14 protein-coding genes are annotated in these 15,072 nt (G+C 58.8%); 3 read left to right on the forward strand and 11 right to left on the reverse strand.

Annotated features, from left to right (window positions below; genetic code table 11):
- Nucleotides 1–313: 313 nt before the first annotated feature.
- The 8 genes from E8L22_RS16930 to E8L22_RS16965 form a co-directional block, all read right to left on the reverse strand.
- Nucleotides 314–2,554, reverse strand: a complete 2,241-nt coding sequence (locus E8L22_RS16930) for a putative bifunctional diguanylate cyclase/phosphodiesterase (protein ID WP_246044731.1) — start codon at nucleotides 2,552–2,554, stop codon at nucleotides 314–316.
- A 104-nt stretch (nucleotides 2,555–2,658) separates the two neighbouring features.
- Nucleotides 2,659–3,144: a ferritin-like domain-containing protein gene (locus tag E8L22_RS16935; RefSeq protein WP_136526321.1), complete on the reverse strand. Its 486-nt coding sequence runs from the start codon at nucleotides 3,142–3,144 to the stop codon at nucleotides 2,659–2,661.
- Nucleotides 3,141–4,514, reverse strand: a complete 1,374-nt coding sequence (locus E8L22_RS16940) for a sensor domain-containing diguanylate cyclase (protein WP_136526322.1) — start codon at nucleotides 4,512–4,514, stop codon at nucleotides 3,141–3,143. Before E8L22_RS16940 ends, E8L22_RS16935 begins: the two co-directional genes overlap by 4 nt.
- Nucleotides 4,515–4,828: 314 nt before the next feature.
- On the reverse strand, nucleotides 4,829–4,978 hold the full coding sequence (locus tag E8L22_RS16945; protein WP_136526323.1) for a lmo0937 family membrane protein: 150 nt from the start codon (nucleotides 4,976–4,978) through the stop codon (nucleotides 4,829–4,831).
- A 65-nt stretch (nucleotides 4,979–5,043) separates the two neighbouring features.
- A complete protein-coding gene (locus E8L22_RS16950; protein WP_136526324.1) occupies nucleotides 5,044–6,552 on the reverse strand; it encodes a B12-binding domain-containing radical SAM protein in 1,509 nt (502 codons plus the stop codon).
- A 73-nt stretch (nucleotides 6,553–6,625) separates the two neighbouring features.
- Nucleotides 6,626–7,303, reverse strand: a complete 678-nt coding sequence (locus E8L22_RS16955; RefSeq protein ID WP_136526325.1) for a sensor histidine kinase — start codon at nucleotides 7,301–7,303, stop codon at nucleotides 6,626–6,628.
- Nucleotides 7,304–7,383: 80 nt separating this feature from the next.
- Nucleotides 7,384–7,695: a hypothetical protein gene (locus E8L22_RS16960; protein ID WP_136526326.1), complete on the reverse strand. Its 312-nt coding sequence runs from the start codon at nucleotides 7,693–7,695 to the stop codon at nucleotides 7,384–7,386.
- 345 nt (nucleotides 7,696–8,040) lie between these two features.
- A complete protein-coding gene (locus E8L22_RS16965; RefSeq protein WP_136526327.1) occupies nucleotides 8,041–8,223 on the reverse strand; it encodes a hypothetical protein in 183 nt (60 codons plus the stop codon).
- 593 nt (nucleotides 8,224–8,816) lie between these two features.
- Here E8L22_RS16965 and E8L22_RS16970 point away from each other — a divergent pair.
- A complete protein-coding gene (locus tag E8L22_RS16970) occupies nucleotides 8,817–9,050 on the forward strand; it encodes a hypothetical protein (RefSeq protein WP_136526328.1) in 234 nt (77 codons plus the stop codon).
- A 12-nt stretch (nucleotides 9,051–9,062) separates the two neighbouring features.
- On the opposite strand, the gene E8L22_RS16975 is transcribed toward E8L22_RS16970, so the two are convergent.
- Entirely contained in the window at nucleotides 9,063–10,718 is a 1,656-nt protein-coding gene (locus tag E8L22_RS16975; RefSeq protein WP_246044734.1) for a sigma 54-interacting transcriptional regulator, read from the reverse strand.
- A gap of 498 nt (nucleotides 10,719–11,216) precedes the next feature.
- On the opposite strand from E8L22_RS16975, the gene E8L22_RS16980 reads away from it, so the two are divergent.
- Nucleotides 11,217–11,483, forward strand: coding sequence for a phospholipase D-like domain-containing protein (locus E8L22_RS16980; RefSeq protein WP_246044735.1), 267 nt, complete (start codon nucleotides 11,217–11,219; stop codon nucleotides 11,481–11,483).
- Nucleotides 11,484–11,543: 60 nt separating this feature from the next.
- Here E8L22_RS16980 and E8L22_RS16985 read toward each other — a convergent pair whose 3' ends face one another.
- Both E8L22_RS16985 and E8L22_RS16990 read right to left on the reverse strand, forming a co-directional pair.
- Nucleotides 11,544–11,966 carry a hypothetical protein gene (locus E8L22_RS16985; RefSeq protein WP_136526330.1) on the reverse strand — a complete coding sequence of 141 codons (423 nt, stop codon included), beginning with the start codon at nucleotides 11,964–11,966 and terminating at the stop codon, nucleotides 11,544–11,546.
- 286 nt (nucleotides 11,967–12,252) lie between these two features.
- Nucleotides 12,253–12,567 (reverse strand): BON domain-containing protein, encoded by a 315-nt coding sequence (locus E8L22_RS16990; RefSeq protein WP_136526331.1) that lies wholly within the window; start codon nucleotides 12,565–12,567, stop codon nucleotides 12,253–12,255.
- 604 nt (nucleotides 12,568–13,171) lie between these two features.
- On the opposite strand from E8L22_RS16990, the gene E8L22_RS16995 reads away from it, so the two are divergent.
- A complete protein-coding gene (locus E8L22_RS16995; protein ID WP_136526332.1) occupies nucleotides 13,172–14,986 on the forward strand; it encodes an alpha-amylase family glycosyl hydrolase in 1,815 nt (604 codons plus the stop codon).
- The last annotated feature ends 86 nt before the right edge of the window (nucleotides 14,987–15,072 follow it).

Genomic DNA, 15,072 nt, shown 5'->3' on the forward strand with positions numbered 1-15,072 from the left:
CTAGCATGCCAGACAACCCCGATTGAACCTGCCTGCAAGAGCTTGAATTCAGTGCCGTTTCACAGTCAGGGTTGGGGATGGGGGAGTCGGCGTCGCCATAAAACCGTCGCGTTTGGCGCAACCGCCGTATATGACGGAACGCTTGCGGCGGAAAGTGCGCCCGCCTTACGGCCCAGCATGCGGGCACACGCCGCCGGGTTCCGGACGCCTGATAAAAAAGAGCCTCGCTCCCAGGAGGAAAACGAGGCCCACAACAACCGGTGCCATGGTTGGACGTGCACGCTGTGCTGCAGAAGATGCGCAGGGACAGGAGCTAGCGGGGGATTTGAGGCTCCCTGATCCTCAGCCGGCCTCGGGGATTGTGCAGGTAGTTGGCCTCCTGCTTCAGCAAAGGAGTGAGCCGATCTACCGACAGCGGGCGGCTGAAGTAAAAACCCTGTGCCTCCTCGCTCCCCTCCGCCTGAAGCCAGGCGAGCTGCGAGGCGTTTTCCACCCCTTCCGCTATAACCTTGAGCTGCATGCTGCGACCTATGCTCATGATGGCTCGAACCACCGCCATGTTGTCGGTGTCGCACGCTATGTTGTGGATGAATGACTGATCTATCTTCAGCTTGTCGATAGGGAGCTTCTTCAGGTAATTGAGACAGGAGTAGCCCATCCCGAAGTCATCGATGGACAGTTGTACCCCGAGGGCCTTCATGGCGGCCATGCTCCCGAGGACCTTCTCGGGATCGCTCATCAGTGTGGCTTCGGTCAGCTCCAACTCCAGGCATTCCGGTGGCACCCCGGTCTCATACAGGGCCGACTCGATGGTCTCCTCGAAGTCTGCCTGCTGGAAAAAGGTTGCGGAGAGGTTTATCGCCACCGAAAGAAGGCCGATCCCCTGCTGTCTCCACTGACGCAACTGCCGGCAGACGGTCCTTATGGTCCATTTGCTGATTGGGGTGAGAAGCCCGGTCTCCTCCGCTATACCGATGAAGTTGCCCGGCAGGGTGAACCCTTTGGCGGGATGCTGCCAACGGATCAGTGCCTCCATGCTTCTGGATTTTCCGGTGATGAGGTCAACCTTAGGCTGGTAGTACAGCACGAACTCGCTCCGCTCTACTGCGTGCCGCAAATCGGTCTCCATGATGAACCGCTCGCGGGCGTGCTCGGTCAGCTTGCGTGTGAAGAACTGATGTCTCTTGCCACCGGATTTCTTGGCGTGGTACATCGCGACATCGGCGTGCTTTAGCAGGGTGAGGTAGTCCGTGCCGTCTTGGGGGAAAAGGCTTATGCCGATGCTGGCGTTCAAGGCGTAGCTCAATTCAGCGATGGTGAAGCCTGAAGCGATGATTTTATTCGCCACAACGGCGGCCTCGGCGGCCCCGCAATCCCAGAGCATGATGACGAACTCGTCTCCCCCAAGCCTCGAGACGATGTCGCAGTACCGCGTGCATTCCTTCAGGCGCCTTGCGACTGACTGGAGGACCCGGTCACCGACGTCGTGCCCAAGGGAGTCGTTCACCTGTTTGAAGCCGTCTATATCCAGAAAAAGCAAGGCTATGCCTTTGCCTGCTCTCCTCGCCACCGTCATGACCTGACCTATCCGCAGGTACAGCGTGCTGCGGTTTGGAAGCCCGGTGAGCGGATCGTGGTGGGCAAGGAAAAATATGCTTTCCTCTGCCAGCTTCAGTTCGGTGATGTCGAGGATGAAGCCGTCCAGCCGGGAAATCGTTACGGTCCCCTCGTTTTCCCTCCTCTGCACCGTACAGCTGTTCAGTATCCACCGTTCGCTGCCGTTTTTGTGACGGATGCGGTGCCTGATCGGCTCGGGGTTTTTGCCGGCATGTATGACGTCGAGAAAATGGGTGACCAGATCCCGGTCATCCTCATGAACCATTGAAAGCCACAAAAACGGGTCGCGTGCGTATTCCTCGGGGGAATACCCCGTGATGTCGATGCATTTGGGACTGTGGTAGGCGGAGACGATGACGTTGTTTTCATAACTCACACTGTAGACATACTCGTTTATGTTGCTCACTATGGCGCGGTATTGCTCCTCGCTCTTGGCCAGGGCCTCGGCGGTACGCTTTTGTTCCGAGACGTCAGAGACGGCAAAGCGGCATTCGATACCCGAGCCGCAGAGCGCGGCATCTATGCGCGCATAGAGAGGATCATGCCCTTGGGGGTGAAGCGCCGTCTCTAGGGATGCCTTCCTCCGCAACGCGAACACCGTCGCGAAAAATTCGGAGAACCTCGACCGGGCCTCTTTGGGCACGAATTCCAGAAACCTCCTGCCCAAAAGATGAGTGCGTTCGATGCCCAGAAGACTCGCACCGCCAAGGTTCACGGCGCGAATGGTCCCTGAGCGGTCCAGGGTGAAATAGCCAATCGGTGCGAAATCATAGAGATCGGTAAACTTGTCAAGCGTCGCCTCCAACTCACCCCTTACATGGCGTAGCTCAGCATTCTGCATCTCCAGTTCGACCTGATACACCTGCAGTTCGTGAAGTAGTCGCCGCGTTTCATCCTCCGTCCGGCAATCGTCTTTTCCCCTTTCGGATGCCATCATCGACCTCTGCTGGTGTATGGGGTCCGCCCCGCTTTAAGGGGCCATTGGCGTGTGCAATACTTCCTCGCATTCGGGACGGGGCGCATGACAAGAGTCTTTGACTCTCAGTATTCCTTCAGGTTACTGAACTCGCCCCAGGCTAGGAAGTTCTTGGGTGACTCGACGAAGGAATAGATGTTCTCTACTATGCTCAGGTGCCTGCGTTCCTCATCGGCGATGCCCAGTACGATTTTGCGGGCCTCATCGTCCTTTGTCCGGGCCGCAAGCTCCTCATAGCGTTCGATCGACTTTTGCTCCTGACCGATGACCAGCAGATAGGCGTCGGGGGCTTTTTTCAGCTCTGCAATATGTTCGCGCTTGGCGAGCACGGGTTTAAAAAGGCAGGCCGCCTCCCGCAGCGCCTTGAACCGGACTTTGGGGGAGTTGATTCCTGCTTTAAGTTGCACCAAGGCATCGTGGTGTTCCTGCTCGGCTTCGGCCAGCATGGTGAAGAGATTCTTCAGTTCCTGAGTGCCGCTCGACGCAGCCAGCTGCTGGTAATACATCCTCGCGTCCTCTTCCATCTTGATGGCGCAATCGAAAATGTTCATGGCGTTTCCCCTCCTTCCTTATCTTCCAGGCTTTCATTCCGGGAGCTCTTCCGCTCCGACTTTTCGCGGTACATCCTCTCGTCACTGAGCTTCAAGGCGTCCTCAAGCTGATCGCTGTCTTCCGCGGTGGCTATGCCGAAGGCGATGCTCACCTCGCCGTCCTTGACCTCCGGGCATTTCATGATCCTGCGGACGGTTTCCCTGGCCACGCTTGTCACCGTTTCCGGCAGGATCACGGCGAACTCGTCCCCGCCGATCCGGGCGACGATATCCTTGGTCCGAAAGGCGTGACGGATGACCCGCGCCGCCATCCGTATCAGTTCATCTCCCGCGGCGTGCCCCGCGGCGTCATTGACGGCTTTCAGGCCGTTCACGTCCGCCATCACCACGCTCATGGGAAACATCTCCTCCCGGGCCATCCGTTCCAGTTCCGCGTCGAAAAAGGCCCGGTTATAGAGGCCGGTCAACGCATCGTGGGTGCTTTCATAGCGTAGCGCCACCTCCAACTCCTTGTGCGTGGTGACATCGTGGGCGATTCCTATGGTGCCGATGACCACGTTGTTCTCGTCGAAAATGGGGGTCTCGACCTTTTCCAGGTACTGGATACTCTTGCGCGGTCCAGGGCTCGACTCCTCGAAGTACGCGCGGGTCCCGCTTGCCACCACCTCCCGGGAGTCGCTTAGATATTTTGCCGCAAGCTTCGGCGGGTAAATGTCGGAGTCGCTTTTTCCTATCAGTTCCTCAGGCGACATGGCGATGGCCTCGGTGAACGGCTGGTTCCCCGCAAGATACCTTCCCCAGCGGTCCTTCAGCCAGGCCATGTTCGGGATGTTGTCCAGTATGGCCTGCTGTTGCCGCACGATTTCGCCTATCCGCTTTTCCGCCGACTTCCGCTCCGTTATGTCTTCCATGGCCAAAAGGATGATGCGCGAGCCGGTTTTCGCCAGGAAGATCTCACGGGCGTTCAAAAGCATGATCTTTTTGCCGATATCGAGGAAGTCGTGCTCCACCTCGTACCCGGTCAGGACGGTGTCGTGGGGGAGGATCTCCTCGAAGAGCACCCGCAGTTGCGGGATGTCCCATTGCCGGTTGCCCAGGTCGTAGATGAAATAGCCGACCGTCTCCTCGGGGGTGACCTTGAACGTGTCGTAGAAGCTGTTGTTGGCCCTGATGATTTTGAGGTCGGAGGAGAGGACTACCAGTGGCTCGCGCACGGTCTGCACGATGCTGTCGGCGTACTCCTGCGCCTCCTGTATGTCCGCCTTCAGGTCAAGGCACAGTTGTGCCGTCAGCGCCAACGTGGCGCAACGCTCACGTAGTTCTGCGACCTCCCGGACCAATTCCGCCTTCGTGTTCCCCAATTCCTTCATGCCGTCCGCCTCTTTCTCTGAACAGGCAAGACTTAGCCGGCGCCTTCGGCGGAATCTGCAGCAAACGCGGGGGGGGGGGCGCCNCCGCCTTCAGGTCAAGGCACAGTTGTGCCGTCAGCGCCAACGTGGCGCAACGCTCACGTAGTTCTGCGACCTCCCGGACCAATTCCGCCTTCGTGTTCCCCAATTCCTTCATGCCGTCCGCCTCTTTCTCTGAACAGGCAAGACTTAGCCGGCGCCTTCGGCGGAATCTGCAGCAAACGCGGGGGGGGGGGCGCCTTGCCAGGGTACTTTTTCGGGGGCGATGATACAGGTTACAGCATCTTACGCCCCTGAATGACGCGTACCAGCAGGACGATTATGGCTATGATCAGCAGGATATGGATCAGCCCCCCCATCGTGTATGAGGTGACCATGCCCAAAAGCCACAGAACTATCAGGACCAGACAGATTGTCCAAAGCATGAGATCCCCCTTTGCATCTTGCGCACCGGCAAAACTCCCGATAAACGCTGTGGAGAGCCGGCTGGTTAAGGTGGGTTACGTTGAGGCGACGAACATATTGCCGCCGCGACGGTGCGGAAATGAAAACCGTATATGGTCAGCGTTATCGCCAGCGGCAGCAGTCGCGGTTTCCTCAGCAAAGTCCAGAAAAAAACCTTCCAGTAGTGCAGGCGTTCCCTGCCGAGAATGCCGAGAAACAACATGGAACGGACGAACGCCCGGACATCCCGCCGCTGCAGCAGGGGGAACGAAGATGTCCCCGAAAGCCGGTATTCTTTCAGAAAGGTCATCAGACGGTCGTAGAAATAGTTGGGGGAATAGAGCGTCCTTATCAGGCGCTGGTATCCGGCTATCAGGTCCTGTGGGGGCATCTTTGGGCGGTAATTGAGGAAGGCCTCCGTATTATTGCCGGTCGAGCCGTTGATGATTCTTCCCTCGTTTGAGAGTCGCCCATGCAGTTTGGTGCCCCGAAGGACCATCAAGATCCCCACCATGGCTACGACTATGCCGCTCTCCTGGATGAAGCGAAGTTGCTTGTCGAATATGGCCGGCGAGTCGCTGTCGAAGCCGACGATGAAGCCCCCTTGCACCTGGAGCCCGGCCCGCTGGATGCACCGCACCGAGGCTGCGAGGTCGCGGTTGCGGTTCTGGGTTTTCCCGGTCTCCCTGAGGGCATCCTCTTCGGGGCTTTCGATGCCGATGAAAACCTCGCGAAATCCGGCGGCGAACATCAGTTCCAGGAGATGAGGGTCGTCGGCGAGATTAATGGAGGCCTCGGTATAGAAGAAAAAGGGGTTCCCGTGCCGCTTCATCCACGCGATCATGGTGGGGAGGACCTCCTTTTTCAGTTTCGGTTTGTCACCGATGAAATTGTCATCGACGAAAAAGACCCCTCCACGCCATCCCGCGCGGTGCAGCGCTTCGAGCTCGGCGATCACCTGGTCCGTCGTCTTCGTTCTCGGCTTCCGTCCGAAGAGCTGGGTGATGTCGCAGAACTCGCAGTCGAAGGGGCATCCCCTTGAATACTGGATATTCATGGAAGCGTATTTGCGCAGATCGATGAGCTCCCATCGAGGAAGCGGCGTGCGGGTGATGTCGGGACGGCCGTTCGGAAGATACAGCCGCTGCGGCATCTTCACTTCCAGGTCCGCCAGAAACCTCGGGAGGGTCTCCTCAGCCTCACCGAGCACGAGGTGGTTTACCTGCGGGAATTCGTCATGGCAGGTGGTGAAAAGCGGGCCTCCGCCGACTGTCTTCACCCCGAAGGCGCGGCATCGGTCCAAGACCTCCTGTACCGAAGCCCTCTGGACCGTCATGGCGCTGATGAAGACGTAGTCGGACCACTGCAGGTCGCTGTCCGAAAGTTTTTCGACGTTCAGATCGACGAGCTTCAATTCCCACTCTTCAGGGAGCATCGCCGCCACGGTGAGGAGTCCCAGGGGAGGGAAAACCGCTTTTTTGCCGATAAAGGGCAGGGCATGGCGGAAGCTCCAGTAGGTGTCGGGGTACTTGGGATAAACGAGTAGAAGGTGCATCTCCGCCTCCTGTGGTCAGACCCGGGCTGGGGGGGGAGCCCGACACGTTGTTTGCAGGCAGGTAACCGCGGTTTTATGCCCCCATGGTGAAAAAAAAGGTCGCGCCTTCCCCCGGTTCGCTCTCGGCCCAGACCCGGCCGCCGTGGCGACTGACTATCCGCTCGACGGTGGCCAAGCCGACTCCGTGCCCCTGGACGGTGGTTCCGGGAAGGCGTTCGAAGCAGGCAAAGAGCCGGTCCGCAAACGCCATGTCGAACCCCGGCCCGTTGTCCCGGACGAAATAGGCTGTGCCCCCCGCCTGGTGCGTCACGCCGAACTCTATGAAGGTCTCTTCCCGATCGCAGCTATGCTTCCAGGCGTTGCCGATGAGGTTGTCCAGCACGCTGCGGCAGAGTCCGGGGTCGCCTTCGACGGTGACTCCACTGGCGATCCGGAAGGTGGCCCTGCGCCTTGGTTCCGAGAGCCGCAGATGCTCAATCACCACGTTAGCCATCGCGCTCAGGTCTATTTTCTCCCGACACAGCTCGACGCGGCTTACGCGCGAAAAGTTGAGCAGGGACTTGATGAGCTGTTTCATGTCCAGCGTCGCACCTTGAATGCTGCCGAGGTATGCCTTCCCCTGGTCATCGAGCTGGCTCCTGCACACCTCGGCGAGTAGTTGGCAATAGCCGCTTATGGCCGTTACCGCGGAGCAGAGATCGTGGGCGATGGTGGCGTTGAACGCTTCCAGGTTTTTGTTGGCCTCGGTCATGAGTCGCAACTCCTGCAGGATGCGCGGCGCATCTGCGTCTATCGGTGGCGGGTCGTTTCCAACCGGCGCGGCGCAGCTGGTCAGGGGTTTTCTCCGGGCTGATCCGTTCTGATCAGATCCTCCAGCAGGGCTCCGGAGGGGTCGCCCTGTACGGAAACCTGATGCGGGAGCCCTTTCCCCTCTGGCATCTCGACGTCGCGGTCCGCCGACCGATCGCTCACCCCGGCGGCACCGGCGTCAGGAGTGGAGGCTTCTCCCGGGGGATACGCTGCAACCGGTCCGCTGCGAACATGGGGCGCTTGTTCCGCCCCCCTCGACGCCATGGGGGTGATGGTCAAAACTGCTCCGGTTAGCGCCGCAGCCACGGCGGCCGTTATTCTTGTTGATCGCATGGTTTCTCCCTTGAAAGGACCGCAACGCGCCGATCTTTGCCGACAAGGGAGACCGCAACTTTCACGCCAGAGATGAACTAAGGGAAAACAAGAGCGGGAAATCAGTGAAATGAGGTGCCTGCCGGGCAACGTCTTCGTCCGCAGCCGAAATTCAAGCGTGTCCGAACCGTCAAGTTTGACATAACCGGAACATATGACGGGCTGCAGCCATCGATCAGCTGGTTGGCAACCAGCTCTGATGGGATGGCGTGGGATGCGGTTGGCGACGGCCGGGGCCATCGGAAAGCCATCTGCTTCTTCCCGTGGGAAATTTGCCGCCGATCAACCTGAGCATCAACGGTGTCGTCAACGGCGTTCTCCGCCATCGGCACGTGTACCGTCACGGTACCCGCCATTCCAGTGCCCGCCATCCCGGTAACCGCCATCCCGGTAACCGCCACGCCCTTCATCGCTCCAGTAAGGGACAAGGCAGCCGGACAGCATCATCGTCGCCACTAACAACCCAAGAGTTGCCATCGTGTTTTTCATCGCCTGCTCCTTTTCTCATCTGACATGGGGAAGTCTTGTCCGCGCCCGGGTTGACCACCCGGGCGCGCAGGTCGGATCCATGTCGTGCCGTGACATCGCTGCAGCTAGTGTGCCTATAGCCGGTAGCCTGGAGGCGGGGTTGCGCGAGAAAATCGCGAAGCTCGAGCAGCATTAAAGGCAGTCCGACGTGCTCCGTCATATATCGCAGTTACGGCAAACCTGACGGGTTCCCTTCGACGCTTTGGTTCCCCCCCTGTCCATTCCTTCCGCTTTTTCCCTTTGACAACCGGTCGTTTGCGCCCTTCACCCTCCGCCTGTTTTCTCCGGCACGCATGTTGCGGATCCATCGAAAGTATGCTCAAGAAGTAACGAATGTGATCCGCCATGCACTGCGTACCCCGTTGCGCCATACCGGGCTGGGAGCATCCGTTCATGCGACAAAGCCCGGTTCGCCTACCACCCGCTTCCACATCCGACATGCCCATTGAAGCGAAATCCCCGTGGGACGCCCCGTCCCGCATCGTCTACATTTCACACTGCGCCGGCAAGAGACGCGAAGCGTTGTGACAGCAACATTTACAAAGGAGACAGCCATGGCTTTCATCGGTAAGGACAAGGCGGAAGATGTAAGGGAAAGGAAGTATAAAGAATTCATCGGGTTCGTGCGGGGCATCGAGTCCAATATCGAGGAGCTGATGACCTCGAGAAGCGCTCGGGCACCTTTGACCGACGAGGATGAACGCACCTACGAGGTGGCCGTCAAGACCCAGAAACTCGCCTTGATCGAAGGGTGCAGGAGGTTGAAGGACGATCAGGAAACGGGTTGAACAGAGGTGGCGCTATTTGCGGACGATTCCGAATTTCCGCATACGGGCGCGCAGGGTGCTGGCATTGATCCCGAGGAGCCCTGCCGCGCCGCGGGCTCCCTCGATGCGCCAGCCGGTTTTCAGCAACACGCCGATGATATGGTCGCGTTCCAGGTCGACGAGGGGTTTGACCTCTTCCACCCCCTCCCGCGCTTTTTCCGCCGCAGGCCCTGTCCTGTCGGCGGCATCCTCTTTCATGCGGAAGCCGTCGAACCGGTCCAGCACCTGCAGCGTGCTCCCTTGGCTCGTGATCACCGCCCGCTCGATCACACTCTCCAGCTCGCGCACGTTGCCCGGCCAGTGGTATTGCTGAAGGGCGCGCATGGCCTCTTGCGGCACGGTGGTGATCCCTCTGCCGATCTTCTTATTGAACTTGGCGAGAAAAAAATCGACCAAGAGCGGTATGTCCTCGCTGCGCTCCCTAAGCGGCGGCATCGTGATGGGAAATACGTTCAGCCGGTAGTAGAGGTCCTCCCGGAACCTGCCGGTCCGGATTTCCTGCTCCAGGTTCCGGTTGGTGGCCGCGATGACACGTACATCGGTCTTGATGGTCTGGGTGCCGCCCAGCCGCTCGAACTCCCCGTCCTGGAGCACCCTCAGCAGCTTGCATTGCAACTCAAGCGGCATGTCTCCGATTTCGTCGAGGAATACGGTGCCGCCGTCCGCCAGCTCGAAGCGCCCGATCTGCCTGGCGAAAGCCCCGGTGAAGGCGCCTTTTTCCCTTCCGAAGAGCTCGCTCTCCACCAGGGTGGCCGGCAGCGTGGTGCAGTTGACCGTTATCATGGGGCGCTCTTTGCGGGCGGAGCTGCCGTGGATGGCGCGCGCCACCATACCCTTGCCGGTACCGGTCTCGCCCTGCAGAAGGACCGTCGCATCCATCGGGGCCACCTGCGCGATCCGGGCCATCACCTGCGACAGGGCCTCGCTTTGTCCGATGATCTCCCCGAAGTTGTACTGCCGGGCGGCTTCCTGCAGCAGGTAGATGTTTTCGGCCTGGAGCCGGTCCTTCAGCCGCTTTATCTCGGAGTAGGCCTCCTGGAGCGACTCCTCCGTCTTCTTGCGCTCCTCGATTTCACGTGCGAGCAGCTTGTTCGCCCTGGACAGCTCTCCGGTCCGGTTCGACACGGTTGACTCAAGGTTGTCATGGGACTTTTGCAGGTCCTCTTTCAGGCGCTTGGCCACGGAACCGTCGACCACCGAGCAAAAGATACGGACAGGCGCGTCCTTCTCACCGCCATCGTGGGCCCTCACGCTGCGAAACAGGGTGTGGATGATCGAATCATCTTTTCCCTTGAGCCTGATCTCGCACTGCTGTTGATTCGGCAGTTGCGCAACGCTCGCGAGGTGTCTGGAAAAAAGTTCCCTTCCCTGCGCATCGGCGATGCAGCGGGTGAAGGGGGTGTCGACCAGCTGGCGCCGTTCCACTCCCAAAAGGTTGGCACCGGCAAGGTTCACCTGCCGGATCAACCCGCCGATATCGAAGGTGAAATAGCCTACGGGGGCGAAGTCGTAGAGTTCCACGTAGTTGTTGCGCGAGACTTCAAGCTCTTCCCTGGCCCGGCGCAACTCCTCGTTCTGCGATTCGAGTTCGATCTGGTGGATTTCTAGCTGCTGAACAAGTACCTGCATCGCCTCCTTTGTCAGGGAAGACGATGAAACCGATTCCGTGCATAACCGATGCTGTGCGGTGGGGCGTGGTTTGCCTATAGCATTAAGTCGGCTCTTTTCTTTGTCAGTACCCATTCACACCTCTCTTGGCCCGATACTCTGAACAGGACTTTACGCACATGGCCGACCTGCCAAGCTCAGTCGGTAAATTTGCTAGGACACATTAAGCAAGAATCAGGTCTCTTTGGGGGGTAGCTCTTAGAGTAACACCTATTTCCGTATTGGCTAATGCCATATTTCGGGTCGCCATATATGACGGTTATGTCAATGATGACGGTGCTCAGTCACCCGCTGTTTCTTTAACGGTCGGCCGCGTTATTTCTTACGACCTGTATTCAGCTTGTTGCGCTGTTCCGGTCCATGGCCCGCTCCGGCACGCAAGTTGCGGGTCGGCTACCTGCATAGGACTGCGCCTCGGAGGTCAACATGTCCAGTAAGTAGGAATAGGATAATGAAACCATGCATATTTACATGCCTGGTTTTCGCGCTCCCTTTGAGCCACGTTTCCGGATGCGCGAGTTTGCCAGACGTATAAGGCATAATTATTCGGAGCTTCTTAAGGCGGGAGTGAGGCTGTACGAGCACGGCAGTTCCATCCAGCACGCGAAAACCGCGGTGATTGACGGAATGTGGTCCACGGTGGGATCGACCAATCTTGACTACCTGAGCATGTTAAGCAACAGGATGGGCGAGTGGTTTGTCAATCTGTTCCTGCGCTGGCTGTGACGTATTCCGGCGCGGCGCTGGGGCTTCCTGCGTGCCGTTGTCACGGATGGCCGGTGCCGGTCAATGGGGGGCGCTGCAGGACCTCAATTTTCCGTTTTCGAAGAGCGAGATCGCTTCAAACGGCGCGCAGCTCTTGCCGTCCATCGCCAGCGATTTGGAAAGAATGCAGGTATCCAGTTTGCCGTTTGCATGGAAGCTGACCCGGCTGTACTGGTTGCAGGTGATGTCTCCGTAATTGAAATAGTCGCTCGTAACACAACTTTGGAGCGTTCCGGTTTGGTAAAAGTCGGCGGGCGCGTACTGCTTGCATTTAACGCCGCCGATGATGACATCATCCTTGAGGGTGCAGGATTTCAATTGCCCGCCGGGGTAGTAGCTGATTTCTCCGGGGGTGCAGATCGATTGGTCGATGGCCCGGCAAACAACTGCCTGGGCCAGAAGTACCATGCTGAACGCAGCGATGGTGATGCTTGAAACCTTCATGTCCCACCTCTTCTTTGCAGAGCGCGCATCTTGGTTCGTCCGCCAATCACCTGAAAAGGCCGCCTCTCCTGGGCTTGGTTTGTCGGAAGGGGAAGCGCTCCACTGTTTCGCTTCATACCGGGGCGGATATTCAAAAGGGGGCGTTGAAGCCACCCCCTTTTCATCAAATCGCCGCCCTCGTGCCTTGGGCGACGACGTAAAGGGAACCGTGCCCCTGGATGAACCGTATCAGCGATAAGATGAGGGCGGTCATGAGCCGAAGGTGGATCGGGCCGCCCATCGCGCGTCATTTCACCAGCAGGTCGTTTTTCACCGATCCGACGCCCGGAACGCTCCTGGCGACCTCTCCCGCCTTGGTGACGCTTTGAGCCGAGTCGACGAAACCGCTTAGCTGAACCTGGTCCTTGTAGGTCTTGACGCTTATCTGCAAGGTTTTCAGCGAGGGTTCGTTGAAGATGGCTGCTTTTACCTTGGACGTGATGACGGTGTTATCGACGTATTCGCCGGTGCTCTCATGGGTCCGGGTAGATGCGCACCCAAAGGATGCTGTCACCAACCCGGCACACACCAACAGTCTCAACATACGCTGCGGTTTTAGCATGATGTCGTCTCCTTTTAAGGACCGATTAGATCCGTTGTAGTACCTTTGCATTGCAATCGACAAGCCAATCGCCAGGTAATGGTCACCCGGCGGTATTGATCCGTCATAGCGACTCCTTAGCCGCCATTGGGAGCCGCGGAATGACCCGGCAAGGGGGCGCCGGCGACCCGAGCTTTGCCCGCCACATATGACGGTTATGCCAAACATGACGGGTTTTTCTTGCGGTCTTTACCTGCACCCGTCCCGTTTTCTTCGATATTTCCCGTTCAATCAGACTCTTGTGCTCTAAAAGAAACTTGGATTAGTCGGGCACGCTAGTTGCGAATCAGGGGCAAGGGCAGCCTCTTTCTGGGAGAACCGGAAAAAATCAGCATTAGGAGATGGACCATGAAGAACACAGGCAGAGGATTGCTGAAGTTTGGGAGATTCGGCAGGGAAGAATTTCCCCGTCATATAAAGGTGTATCGTCCCATAAAGGAAGAACCATGAGCCGCACCGGGCCCTTTGCGGCCTTGGTAGCTCTTTGATAGCTTCCGTCTGGTTGGATCCTGGTTTGCCGCACGTGAAAGAGGAGGTGCGGACAGGCCGCAGGAGGACAGATGGCATGAGCAAAGTGACCAACGCCGGGGTGAAGAAACCCGAGGGGAAAAGGGGCGAGGGGATGGGGGCGACCCCCTACAGCGGGGGCGTCTGGTTCCGTGTCTGGGCCCCGCATGCGAGGCTCGTATCCGTCATCGGGTCGTTCAATGACTGGAACGGAGCTGAAAACCCCATGCGGGCCGAGGAGAACGGCAACTGGTACGCCGACGTGCCGGGCGCCAAAATCGGAGATCCATACAAGTTCCTGCTCACCACCGAAAAGGGCGAATTGAAGCGCATCGACCCCTACGCCCGCGAGGTGACCGGTTCGACCGGCGATGCGGTGGTCCACGATCCAAGCTTTTCCTGGGACGACGATTTCCACCTGGCTCCCTGGAACGAGTTGGTCATCTACGAGCTGCATGTCGGGACCTTCAACGATCAGGAGGATGACGACGCGGCCGCCCAGTTCGACTCGATATCGGCCCGCCTGGGGCACCTGAAAAAATTGGGAGTCAACGCCATCCAGATCATGCCGGTCGGCGAGTTCGCCGGCGACCGGTCCTGGGGGTATAACCCGGCCCATATCTTCTCAGTCGAACTGAGCTACGGAGGCCCCCTGGCCTTCAAGCGGTTCGTCAAGCGCGCCCACAGCCAGGGGGTTGCGGTGATCCTCGACGTGGTCTACAACCACTTGGGTCCAAGCGACCTTGATCTTTGGCAGTTCGACGGCTGGTCCGAGAACGGGCTGGGCGGCATCTACTTCTACAACGACGGCCGGGCCCACACCCCCTGGGGAGAGACGCGTCCCAATTACGGGGTGGGGGAGGTTCGCCAATTCATATCCGATAACGTCTTCATGTGGCTCAAGGAATACCACGTGGACGGGTTGCGCTTTGACTGCACCCAGTTCATAAGGAGTATCGACGGGGCGGTCGAAAACGACCTTCCCGAGGGGTGGAGCCTTCTGCAGTGGCTGAACGAACAGGTCGCCCGGCAGTTCCCCGGCCGCATCACCATCGCCGAGGACCTGCAGAACAACAGCTGGCTCACCAAGGCCGTGGGTGCCGGCGGCGCCGGTTTCGGATCTCAGTGGGATGCCAACTTCGTGCATCCCATACGCCAGGCGGTGATAACTCCTGACGACAAGGAACGCTCGCTTTCCGCCGTTCGCGACGCGCTCTGTTACCGCTACAACGACGACGCCTTCGACCGGGTCATCTACAGCGAAAGTCACGACGAGGTGGCCAACGGCAAGGCCCGCGTGCCTCAGGAGATAAATCCTGGGGATCCCAGGGGGGGGTACGCCCAGAAACGCTCGACCCTGGCCGCCGCCATGGTCTTCACGGCTCCCGGCATCCCTATGCTGTTCCAGGGGCAGGAGTTTCTCGAAGGGGAGTGGTTTCGGGACACGGTCCCGCTGGACTGGGATCAAAGCGACGAGTTCCGCGGCATCGTCCGGCTCTACCGGGACCTGATCCAACTGCGGCTCAACCGCGCTGGTTTCACACGGGGGCTTTGTGGGCAGTTCACCCAGGTGCATCACTTGAACGAGGAGGCCAAGGTGATCGCGTTCCACCGCTGGGACTTGGGTGGAGTGGGGGACGACGTCGTCGTGGTCGCCAATTTCCTCGGAGAGGCGCAGGAGGGGTACGTCATAGGCTTCCCGGCCGAAGGTGTCTGGAAGCTGCGCTTCAACAGCGATTGGCAAGGCTACAGCGAGGTCTTTTCGAACCATCCGAGCAGAGACGCCGGTACCGAACCGGGCGAGTGCGACGGCCTTCCCTGTCATGCCGCGATTTCTCTGGGGCCCTACAGCGTGCTGATCTTTTCCAGATGATGGCGTCATTACGGCCACAGTGGTTATCGTTACTTGTGAATCAGTTTCTCCAGCGGTCGGCGAATATCCTGTGGGACAAATCCGGA

Origin of the sequence: Geomonas ferrireducens (assembly GCF_004917065.1) — a bacterium.
GTDB classification, from domain to species: Bacteria; Desulfobacterota; Desulfuromonadia; order Geobacterales; family Geobacteraceae; genus Geomonas; species Geomonas ferrireducens.

Coding starts and splice junctions, on each gene's coding strand:
- E8L22_RS16945 (WP_136526323.1), bottom strand. CDS start 4,978: ATGCTTTGGACAATCTGTCTGGTCCTGATAGTTCTGTGGCTTTTGGGC.
- E8L22_RS16970 (WP_136526328.1), top strand. CDS start 8,817: ATGGCTTTCATCGGTAAGGACAAGGCGGAAGATGTAAGGGAAAGGAAG.
- E8L22_RS16935 (WP_136526321.1), bottom strand. CDS start 3,144: ATGAACATTTTCGATTGCGCCATCAAGATGGAAGAGGACGCGAGGATG.
- E8L22_RS16940 (WP_136526322.1), bottom strand. CDS start 4,514: ATGAAGGAATTGGGGAACACGAAGGCGGAATTGGTCCGGGAGGTCGCA.
- E8L22_RS16965 (WP_136526327.1), bottom strand. CDS start 8,223: ATGAAAAACACGATGGCAACTCTTGGGTTGTTAGTGGCGACGATGATG.
- E8L22_RS16990 (WP_136526331.1), bottom strand. CDS start 12,567: ATGCTAAAACCGCAGCGTATGTTGAGACTGTTGGTGTGTGCCGGGTTG.
- E8L22_RS16955 (WP_136526325.1), bottom strand. CDS start 7,303: ATGACCGAGGCCAACAAAAACCTGGAAGCGTTCAACGCCACCATCGCC.
- E8L22_RS16975 (WP_246044734.1), bottom strand. CDS start 10,718: ATGCAGGTACTTGTTCAGCAGCTAGAAATCCACCAGATCGAACTCGAA.
- E8L22_RS16930 (WP_246044731.1), bottom strand. CDS start 2,554: ATGATGGCATCCGAAAGGGGAAAAGACGATTGCCGGACGGAGGATGAA.
- E8L22_RS16985 (WP_136526330.1), bottom strand. CDS start 11,966: ATGAAGGTTTCAAGCATCACCATCGCTGCGTTCAGCATGGTACTTCTG.
- E8L22_RS16995 (WP_136526332.1), top strand. CDS start 13,172: ATGAGCAAAGTGACCAACGCCGGGGTGAAGAAACCCGAGGGGAAAAGG.
- E8L22_RS16950 (WP_136526324.1), bottom strand. CDS start 6,552: ATGCACCTTCTACTCGTTTATCCCAAGTACCCCGACACCTACTGGAGC.
- E8L22_RS16980 (WP_246044735.1), top strand. CDS start 11,217: ATGCATATTTACATGCCTGGTTTTCGCGCTCCCTTTGAGCCACGTTTC.
- E8L22_RS16960 (WP_136526326.1), bottom strand. CDS start 7,695: ATGCGATCAACAAGAATAACGGCCGCCGTGGCTGCGGCGCTAACCGGA.